This window comes from Desulfobacteraceae bacterium (assembly GCA_022340425.1).
Taxonomy (GTDB): Bacteria; Desulfobacterota; Desulfobacteria; order Desulfobacterales; family JAABRJ01; genus JAABRJ01.
Map to the genome: position 1 here is coordinate 18003 of JAJDNY010000068.1, position 9335 is coordinate 27337.

Below are 9335 nucleotides of genomic sequence, written 5' to 3' on the forward strand. Positions count from 1 at the left end.
CAGAAGAATCAGCAGGCCCATACGGATTTTGGATCGATCAGACTTTTGGGGAGGCATCGCTTCGCTCCTGAGTTTTTTAATCGGGTGTCGGGGTCAACCGGAAACCCGCCGACTGCTGCCGCGGTTACCTTTCGGTCTTGGCGGTGCCGGCAGGCTGGGGCACCCCGCGGGCATCCCGTCGCCCATTGGCGCAGCGGGTCGGGCTCACTCCAGCAGGACCTTGCTTTCACCGGGCGCCAGGGTGTGGTCCGCTTCGATGGTAATGGCGATCTCACGCCGGCTCTCCAGGTCGAGCAGCTCCCGGCGTTTCTTGTTCAGCAGATAATCGGCAACCGCCGGCGGCACGATGCCGCGGGCGCTGGTGATCGCCTCCTTGAGGGTTTCCAGGCTCAGCTTGCGCAAGAAACTGAGACCGAGGGTTTCGTTGGAGGGGATCACCCCCCGGCCCTGGCAGTGCGGGCAGGGGATGTAGGTGCTGTATTCGATGGAGGGCCGGATTCGCTGGCGGGACATCTCCAGCAGGCCGAATTGCGAGATCCGCCCGACTTTGGTGCGCGCCTTGTCGTTCTTGAGGTTGGCCTTGAGGGCGCGCTCCACCTCCATTTTGTGCTTGGCATCGCGCATGTCGATGAAATCGATGACAATCAGACCACCCAGATCGCGCAGGCGTAGCTGGCGCGCGATCTCCTCGGCGGCCTCCAGATTGCTGAGCAGTGCGGTCTGTTCGATGGAGGTCTTGTGGGTGGCCTTGCCCGAGTTGACGTCGATGGAAACCAGGGCCTCGGTGGGGTTGATGACGATGGAGCCGCCGGATTTCAGGTTGACCCGGCTTTTGAAGATCGATTCGATTTGGGTTTCCAGCTGGTGCTTGGTGAAAATTGGCTTGGCGCCCTTGTAGAGCTTGACCATCTTGGTCTGTTTGGGCGCGATCAGGTCGATAAACTCTCGGACCTCCTGATAGACCGTCTCATTGTCGATCAGGATTTCGCTGACATCGGCGGTGAGATAGTCGCGGATCGAGCGCAGCACGATGTTGCGCTCCTTGTAGAGCAGCACGGGGGCGGGTTCCTGGAGGGCCTTTTCCTTGATGCTTTTCCAGACGCGCAGGAGGTAGCGCAGGTCGCTGGTCAGGGAGGTTTTGGTGCAGTTGCCGGCCACCGTTCGCACGATGATCCCGAAGCCCTCCGGGACGCTCAGCTTGGAGATGAGTTCCTTGAGGCGTTTACGCTCGGCCTCGTCCTCGATCTTGCGCGAGATGCCCAGGGTTTTGCTGCCGGGCATGAGCACCATGTATCTTCCGGGAAGGGAGATATAGGTGGTGAGCATGGCCCCCTTTTTCATGATGGGGTCCTTGGTGACCTGCACCAGCAGTTCCTGCCCGGGCTTGATGATGTTTTTAATGGAGCTGTCGCCGGAATGGTTGTCCTGAAAATAATCGCTGTGAATTTCATGTTTCTGGAGAAAGCCGTGGCGCTCGACGCCGAATTCCACAAACACCGCCTGGAGGCTGGGCTCCACGCGGGTGACGATGCCCTTGTAAATGTTCCCGTGGAGAATTTCCCGGGAGGTGGTTTCGATGTGAAACTCCTCCAGCTTGCTGTCCTTGGTGTTGGCGATGCGGATTTCCTCGGAGTTGAGGGCGTTGATCAGGATATTGGTGGCCATAGATTCGTCTGTCCGTAAGGTGGTTGAGAGGTGGATGGGGTGTTGCCCGGCACCGCGGCGGTGGGTTAAGGCCCTCGGCAAGAAATAATGCCACATCTTGCTTGTCTTTTGTCCCGCCACCGGCGTTACATCCGCCGGCACATATCCCGATATGCACCGGCGAATGTGCCTGGGTGACGAACCAAAATCCGGCGCCATATTGTGGAATTATTTATTGCCGCGACCCTAAGCGGCTGCATTTGCTTACGTATTATGTCGTAAATGACTACAAGTCAAACCTTTTTTGGCCGACCGCCCGATCCGCGCTTAAGAACCCCGCCGCCTCAAGTCCGGGGGCGCAGGCGGCGGATGCATCCGGCGCCTGGTCCGAAGCAGGGACCATCGCGGGCTTGCTATTTGACCAGGAGTGTGCAATCTAAAAAATTTGGATTTTACAGCCAGAGGCCCGCCCCACGGGCCACGGCGCCGAAACAGCCGTTTGCGGGCGGCTGAGCGGTGCCTGGCGGTTCCCACCCCCCGCGGAGAAAAGCAGGACATGCAAGAGCGCTACAACCCCAAATCAATCGAGGAAAAATGGCAGAGCTTCTGGGAAACTTCCGGGCTGCTCGTGGTTTCCGAAGACCCTGCCAAGGAAAAATACTACGTGCTGGAGATGTTTCCCTATCCGTCCGGCAAAATCCACATGGGCCATGTGCGCAACTACACCATCGGGGATGTGGTCGCGCGCTACAAGCGCATGCGGGGCTTCAACGTGCTGCACCCCATGGGTTGGGACGCCTTCGGCATGCCGGCGGAAAACGCCGCCATCGCCCACAACACCCACCCGGCGCGCTGGACCTATGATAACATCGCCGCCATGCGCTCGCAGCTCAAACGGCTGGGGTTCAGCTACGACTGGGGCCGCGAGATCGCCACTTGCCGCCCCGAGTACTACCGCTGGGAGCAGTGGCTGTTTCTCAAGATGTACGCAAAAGGGATGGCCTACCGCAAGGAATCCTATGTCAACTGGTGCCAGGACTGCCAGACCGTTCTGGCCAACGAGCAGGTGGAAGACGGGTGCTGCTGGCGCTGCGGTCAACAGGTGCGGCAGAAGAAGCTCTGGCAGTGGTTTTTCCGCATCACCGATTTCGCCGAGGACTTGCTGGTGTACTGCGACCGGCTGCCGGGGTGGCCCGAGAAGGTCATCACCATGCAGAAAAACTGGATCGGCAAGAGCATCGGCGCCGAAATCCGCTTCCCCATCGAGGGGCCGGTGGCGGGGGAGGACGACACCATCGCGGTCTTCACCACCCGTCAGGACACCGTTTTCGGGGCCACCTTCATGTGCCTGGCGCCCGAGCACCCGCTGGTGCTCAAGCTCAGCGCCGGCACCCCCCAGGCCGACGCCGTCCGGGACTTCGTGGCCCGTATCGCCCTGCAGGACCGCACCAGCAAGGCGCTGGAAGCCTACGAAAAGGAGGGGGTCTTCACCGGGGCTTACTGCCGCAACCCGCTCACCGGGCGCCGGATGCCGATCTACACGGCCAATTTTGCGCTGATGGGCTATGGCACCGGTGCCGTGATGTCGGTTCCGGCCCATGACCAGCGTGACTTCGACTTCGCCCGCAAGTACGGCCTGGAGATCATCGTGGTGGTCCAACCGGAGGATCAGAACCTGAACCCTGCCGAGATGGACGCGGCCTACCCCGGCGAGGGGACGATGGTCAATTCTGGCGCCTTCGACGGGATGCCCAACCGCGAGGCCCTGGACGCCGTTGCGGCCCATTTGGAAAAGCACGGCATGGGCCGGCGCACGGTCAGCTATCGCCTGCGGGATTGGGGGATCTCCCGCCAGCGCTACTGGGGGGCCCCGATCCCGATGATTCACTGCCCCCATTGCGGCACTGTGCCGGTGCCCGAGTCCGATTTGCCGATCCTGCTGCCCGAGGATGCCGACCTGCTGGAGGGCGGGCGCTCCCCGCTGCCGGAGTTGGCCGACTTCCGCCGCACCCGCTGTCCGGCCTGCGGGGCTGACGACGCCCGCCGTGAAACCGACACCATGGACACCTTCGTGGAATCCTCCTGGTACTTCGAGCGCTACTGCAGCCCGGGCTTCAACGACGGCATGTTCGACACGGCCGCCGTGGATTACTGGATGCCGGTGGACCAGTACATCGGCGGGGTGGAGCACGCCATTTTGCACCTGCTCTACTCGCGCTACTACACCCGTGTGCTGGAGTCCCTGGGGCTGGTAAAATTCAAGGAGCCCTTCACCCGCCTGTTGACCCAGGGGATGGTCTGCAAGGAAACCACCGCCTGCCCGGAGCACGGGTTCCTGCTGCCCGAGGAGACCACCGGCGGCGGCGACGATCGGCGCTGCGGCAAATGCGGCCGCCCGGTGGAGACCGGCCGGGTGGAAAAGATGTCCAAATCCAAAAAGAACGTGATTGACCCCAACCTCCTGTTGGAGCGCTACGGCGCCGACACTACGCGTCTTTTCTGCCTTTTCGCGGCGCCCCCGGAGCGCGATCTGGAGTGGAGCGAGCAGGGCGTTGAAGGCGGCTACCGCTTTCTCAACCGGGTCTGGCGCCTGGCCGCCCTTTACAGCGACCGTCTGAGAAACGCTTCGGCCTACGGCGGGCCGGCCGATGCGCTGGCGCCCGAACTGCGGGCGGTTTACAAGAAGGCCCACCACACCATCCGGAAGGTGACCGCCGACATCGAGGACCGCTTCCACTTCAACACCGCCGTCAGCGCCGTCATGGAACTGGTCAACGACATGTACGCCGTGCCTCCGGAGATGGCGACTGAGGGGCTGCCGGGGGTCATGCGTTTCGCGATGGAAACCGTCACCCTGCTGCTGGCCCCGATAGTGCCGCATTTCGCCGAAGAGCTGTGGGCCGAATTGGGGCACCCGGACAGCATCCTCACCGCCGCCTGGCCGTCCTACCGTGAAGATGCGCTGGTCAAAGACAGCCTCACCATCGTGGTGCAGGTCAACGGCAAGCTGCGCAGCCGCTTCACGGTGGATGCCGACGCCGATGAGGACACCATCAAGGCCGGCGCCCTGGCCGACCAGCGGGCGGCCGCCTTCATCCAGGGAAAGCCGATCCGCAAGGTGATCGTGGTTCAGAAAAAACTTGTCAATATCGTGGTCTGATGGGCGTTCGCAAGCCGTGGGGCGCTCTGAGGACCCTCAGACCGCTCTAAGCGGCAGCCATTTTACGGAAGGGTGATCGGATGATGTCAAAAAGCCTCTGGGCCCTGCTGGCGGGCGTGATGATCGCGGGCTGCGGCTACGGCTTTCAGGGAGCGGGCAGCCTGCCGGAGGACGCGCAGAGCGTTTTTGTCCAGCTGCTCGCCAATCGGACTTCCGAAACGGGCATTGAAAACGTTTTTACCGGCGCCCTGATCGAAGAGCTGACCCGCAATCAGCAGGCCGCGGGCGAGGACCGGGCGGATACGGTCCTGAGCGGCGAAATCGTGTCGGTGAGCACCGACACCATCTCCCGCACCGGTGCCACCACGTCGGTAGAACGCCGGGTGCGGGCGACGCTGAACCTGGAGCTGACCGACCGTTCCGGGGTGGTGATCTGGAAGGTGCGCAACATTTCAGGCAACGCGGCCTTTCCGGTCGATTCCGACAGCAAGGCGATCACGGATCAGAACCGGCGGGAGGCATTGACCCAACTGGCCCAGCGGATGGCGGAAACCGTCTACAGCCGCATGACCGACGACTTTTGACGGTTCCGCAAAAAGGTCAATTTCTGCGTTGCGCTGCATCTCGAGGTCGCTGCGGCGTACAGAAGTACGCCTCACTCCGCGAGATTTGTGCGCCTTGAACTTGGCCTTTTTTCGAAACCGTCAGGTTTTTGATTTTTAACCGCTTCATCAATTTTGACGGTTCCGCAAAAAGGTCAATTTCTGCGTTGCGCTGCATCTCGAGGTCGCTGCGGCGTGCAGAAGTACGCCTCACTCCGCGAGATTTGCGCGCCGTAACTTGGCCCCTTTTGCGAAACTGTTAGGTTTTTGGCTCTTTTCCGCCTTATCAACTTTTGACGGCAATGCCAAAAAGGTCACGCACGCAGAAATACCCGAGAGGCGCTGGAAAGGGTGACTTTCCCAGCGCTTCTTGGGTTGTGGTCTCAAGATTGGGGATCAGGGGTTGAGGGTGTTGACCATGCGTTCGAGGCGGGAGATCTTGCGGGACGCCGTGTTGCGGTGCAGCACGCCTTTTTTGGCAGCTTTGGCGATGGTTGATTTCGCCGATTTGAGCTCGTCAAGGGCCAACTGCAGATCCTTTTCGACCACCTTGGCTTCCAGCCGTTTGGTGGCTGATTTGACCTGGGTGCGAACCGCCTTGTTGCGCAGGCGGCGGTTGATGTTCTGCCGGGTCCGCTTCAGCGCGGATTTGTGGTTTGCCACGGTTAACGCTCCTTTCCAAACAGGTATGAAAATTTAAGTCCGTTAATTTACCAAATCAGGTCAGCCAATGTCAAGAACTTTAATCAGGATCAACTGCCCGCCGCGGCCGCCGGCCTTGGCTGCGACCCCGGCGGAAGGGCCGGCCCCATGCTGCCGATTTCCTCGGTGCTGAACCGGGCCGGCGCCGGCGGTGAACAACCGCTTGCAAAACCCGCTTCAGTTCTGCCATAATGGCGAACGTCCGGTTGGGGCGGGCGACTTGGGGGGGCGGCGCCGCTGAGGCGGCCTCCGACCAAATCTCCGGCGACGGAAACCAGCTAAACGGGCGTGCGCCGTTAACCGTGTTGGTGCGGTTCGATTCCAGAAGGGTTGGAGAGAGAAATGCGCGTGAGCCTCAAACACGGCCTTGTGGCGGTCTTCACAGGGCTGGTGCTGGTGGGGTTGCTGGCGGTCGGCATCTTCGGCGACAAGGGGCTTGTCGACCTGGGCCAGCTCCGGGGAGAATTGCACCGGCTAAATGGGGAGGTTGAGCGGCTGAAAGCGGAGAACCTGGCGCTTTACCGTCACATCGACCGGCTGCGAAACGATCCGGCCTTCGTTGAAAATGTGGCCCGTCAGGAGTTGGGGATGATCGCTAAGGACGAGCTGATCATCAATTTTCGCCAACCGGAAGGGACAAACAGCAATAAATGACGGTTTCAAATTGAGGAGCGAGGACATGAAGCGAGTAAAAGAGCTGCGGAAAACGGTGATCGGCCTGGTGCTAATTTTGGCTTTGGCGCTGGCCCTGGGCGGCTGCACCGCCCTGCAGTCCCAGAGTACGGCGGGTGGTACCGAAAGCGCCGCCGCCCAGGACCAAGGCGCCGCCCCGCTTTACTACGACTTCGGGGATGTGCTGATTCCAAGTGAGATGCAAGTCAACAAAAAAAGCTCTTTCGTCTACCGCGCCCCCGGCTTCTCTGCCGGCGTGCTTTCCCTCAAGGGGCGGGTTGACAGCGCCTCGCTGATCGTCTTTTTTGAAAACAACATGGCCAAGGACAACTGGCAGCTCGTCAGCTCCTTCAAATCCATTCGCTCCATTCTGCTGTTTCACAAAGACAACCGATGGTGCGTGGTCAACATCACCGAAAAGGAATTCTACACCTACGCCGAAATCTGGGTGGCCCCGACCACCGTCGCCGAAGGCGGTGGCACCGATACCGACTTATTCAAGTAGACCAGGTGGCCGATGAACTTGACTGACAAGAACCTGATTCTGGGTGTCAGCGGGGGGATAGCCGCCTACAAGAGCGTTGAGCTGTTGCGGCTGCTCAAAAAACAGGGCGCCCGCGTGCGGGTGGTTATGACCGCCAATGCCGCCTGGTTCGTGGGCCCGGGGACCTTTCAGGCGCTTTCGGAAAATCCCGTCTATCGCGATCTGTTCGGCAGCGGCGACAGTGACGCCGCCATTCGCCACATCGATTGGGCCCAGGAGGCTGACGCCGTCATCGTGGCCCCCGCGACGGCCAACATCATCGGCAAGCTGGCGCACGGGATTGCCGACGATGCCCTCAGCACCTTCATGCTGGCCGTCACCGCCCCGAGGCTGATCTGCCCATCGATGAACACCCACATGTACCAGAGTGCTGCGGTCCAGCGGAATCTGGAAACCCTGCGGGGCGACGGGTTCGGGGTTCTCGACCCGGCCTGCGGGCAACTGGCCTGCGGCACCACCGGGCCGGGCCGGCTGCCCGAGCCGCAAACGATTCTCGACCGCTTTATCCGCTTCCTGACCCCCAAGGACCTGGCGGGCCTGCACGTTCTGGTCACCGCCGGCCCCACCTGGGAGGCCATCGACCCGGTGCGCTTCATCAGCAACCCCTCCTCGGGCAAGATGGGCTTTGCGGTGGCCCGCGCCGCCGAACACCGCGGCGCGCGCGTGACCTTGATCAGCGGTCCCACCACGCTGGCCGAGCCCCTGAACGTCGCCCTGCAGCCGGTGCGTTCGGCCCGCGAGATGGCCGAACGGGTGCTGACCCTGATGGCGGACGCCGACGTGATCGTCAAAACCGCAGCGGTTTCCGACTATCGCCCGGTGGAAACGGCGCCCCAGAAGATCAAGAAGCATCAGGAAACCATGAGTCTTACGCTCACCCGCAACCCGGACATCCTTAAAGCCGTCGGTGAGCGCAAGGGCGGGCGGATCCTCGTCGGCTTCGCGGCCGAGACCGAGGGTCTCGAAGCCAACGCCGCCCAGAAGCTGCGCGCCAAGAACCTCGACATCATCGCCGGCAACCTGATCGGTGCACCCCACTCCGGGTTTCAGGCCGATACCAACCAGGTGACCCTCTTTTTCCGCGACGGCGCCAAAGAGGCCCTGCCCGCCATGACCAAGGAGGCGGTAGCGCACACGCTCCTCGACCGGGTGGCCACTTTGCTGCGAGGCCGGACCGGCCGCCCGGCAAATTAGAAGGTTCCGCAAAAAGCATTTTACCCCGCGGTACGGTGTCTGTCAGAAAGGAGCTTTGCCGGGCATCCCGGTAATAGACCCGGATTTAGAACTCCCATTGGTCTATGTTCATTTTCTTGTGCGGACAAGAAAACGAACCAAAAGAAGCCGCCCGCGTCTCGGGGTCCTCAGGGCTGCCCTGCGCTTCCCGCAGCCGGCGGGCCCTGGGGAACTCGCTTGCGCTCAAACAGCCACAGGGCCTTTTTCGCCGGCTGCTGTGATGCTCGCTCGGCCCGGGACGATGGGACATAAATCGCCGGCCTCAACAAGCGGTTGAGATAAGGCTGCGGTCTTCGAAAAACCCCATACCTGCGTGGATTAGCGGTGAGTTCCGTAGAAGCCCAATTTCTGCGCTGCGCTGCATCTCGAAGTTACTGCGGCGTACATAAGTAGGCCTCACGCCGCTGAGATTTGCGCGCCGTAACTTGAACTTTTTTCGAAACCGTCTGGTTTTTGACTTTTACCGTTTCGGCAAATTAAGCTATCGCCACCCCATCGCCCATGTCATTGAAATCCAGCCACCCCGATTCGCCGGCCGCCCGGGCCGCGGGCCTGCTGACGGAGCTAAGCCGCAGCCTGCGCTACCTGGCAACCCTCGGGCTGCGCGGCTTCGATTGCGGTCCCGAAGCGCTCGGGGCCACGGCGGACTGGAACCGCAGCCGCCTCCTGCCGCAGCGCGAGACCCTGGCGCGCATTCGGGCCGACCTGGGCGACTGCCGGCGCTGTCCGCTGGCCGCCGGGCGCAACCGGATCGTGTTCGGCGAAGGCGATGAGGCCG

General features: G+C 61.7%; 8 protein-coding genes. 6 read left to right on the forward strand and 2 right to left on the reverse strand.

Translation table 11 applies throughout. The annotated features are described in order from the left end of the window. Positions 1-204 precede the first annotated feature (204 nt). Positions 205-1665 carry an Rne/Rng family ribonuclease gene (locus LJE63_06515; GenBank protein ID MCG6906263.1) on the reverse strand — a complete coding sequence of 487 codons (1461 nt, stop codon included), beginning with the start codon at positions 1663-1665 and terminating at the stop codon, positions 205-207. A 535-nt stretch (positions 1666-2200) separates the two neighbouring features. On the opposite strand from LJE63_06515, the gene leuS reads away from it, so the two are divergent. Next, positions 2201-4804 (forward strand): leucine--tRNA ligase, encoded by a 2604-nt coding sequence (leuS, locus tag LJE63_06520; GenBank protein MCG6906264.1) that lies wholly within the window; start codon positions 2201-2203, stop codon positions 4802-4804. An 80-nt stretch (positions 4805-4884) separates the two neighbouring features. Next, a complete protein-coding gene (lptE, locus tag LJE63_06525; protein MCG6906265.1) occupies positions 4885-5388 on the forward strand; it encodes an LPS assembly lipoprotein LptE in 504 nt (167 codons plus the stop codon). Between the two features lie 414 nt (positions 5389-5802). On the opposite strand, the gene rpsT is transcribed toward lptE, so the two are convergent. After that, positions 5803-6069 carry a 30S ribosomal protein S20 gene (rpsT, locus tag LJE63_06530; GenBank protein ID MCG6906266.1) on the reverse strand — a complete coding sequence of 89 codons (267 nt, stop codon included), beginning with the start codon at positions 6067-6069 and terminating at the stop codon, positions 5803-5805. 387 nt (positions 6070-6456) lie between these two features. On the opposite strand from rpsT, the gene LJE63_06535 reads away from it, so the two are divergent. The 4 genes from LJE63_06535 to LJE63_06550 form a co-directional block, all read left to right on the forward strand. Then, the gene (locus LJE63_06535; GenBank protein ID MCG6906267.1) at positions 6457-6762 is read left to right on the forward strand and encodes a septum formation initiator family protein; all 306 of its coding nucleotides are present in this window, start codon (positions 6457-6459) and stop codon (positions 6760-6762) included. A 25-nt stretch (positions 6763-6787) separates the two neighbouring features. After that, complete coding sequence (locus LJE63_06540) at positions 6788-7285, forward strand: hypothetical protein (GenBank protein ID MCG6906268.1); 498 nt, start codon at positions 6788-6790, stop codon at positions 7283-7285. A gap of 12 nt (positions 7286-7297) precedes the next feature. Continuing rightward, a complete protein-coding gene (gene coaBC, locus LJE63_06545; GenBank protein MCG6906269.1) occupies positions 7298-8518 on the forward strand; it encodes a bifunctional phosphopantothenoylcysteine decarboxylase/phosphopantothenate--cysteine ligase CoaBC in 1221 nt (406 codons plus the stop codon). 540 nt (positions 8519-9058) lie between these two features. Further along, positions 9059-9335: hypothetical protein (locus tag LJE63_06550; protein ID MCG6906270.1), on the forward strand; the 277-nt coding region annotated here is incomplete at its 3' end.

Excerpts from the sequence above, each read along its gene's own strand:
- LJE63_06515 (MCG6906263.1), bottom strand. The coding sequence starts at position 1,665 with ATGGCCACCAATATCCTGATCAACGCCCTCAACTCCGAGGAAATCCGC.
- leuS (MCG6906264.1), top strand. The coding sequence starts at position 2,201 with ATGCAAGAGCGCTACAACCCCAAATCAATCGAGGAAAAATGGCAGAGC.
- lptE (MCG6906265.1), top strand. The coding sequence starts at position 4,885 with ATGATGTCAAAAAGCCTCTGGGCCCTGCTGGCGGGCGTGATGATCGCG.
- LJE63_06540 (MCG6906268.1), top strand. The coding sequence starts at position 6,788 with ATGAAGCGAGTAAAAGAGCTGCGGAAAACGGTGATCGGCCTGGTGCTA.
- coaBC (MCG6906269.1), top strand. The coding sequence starts at position 7,298 with ATGAACTTGACTGACAAGAACCTGATTCTGGGTGTCAGCGGGGGGATA.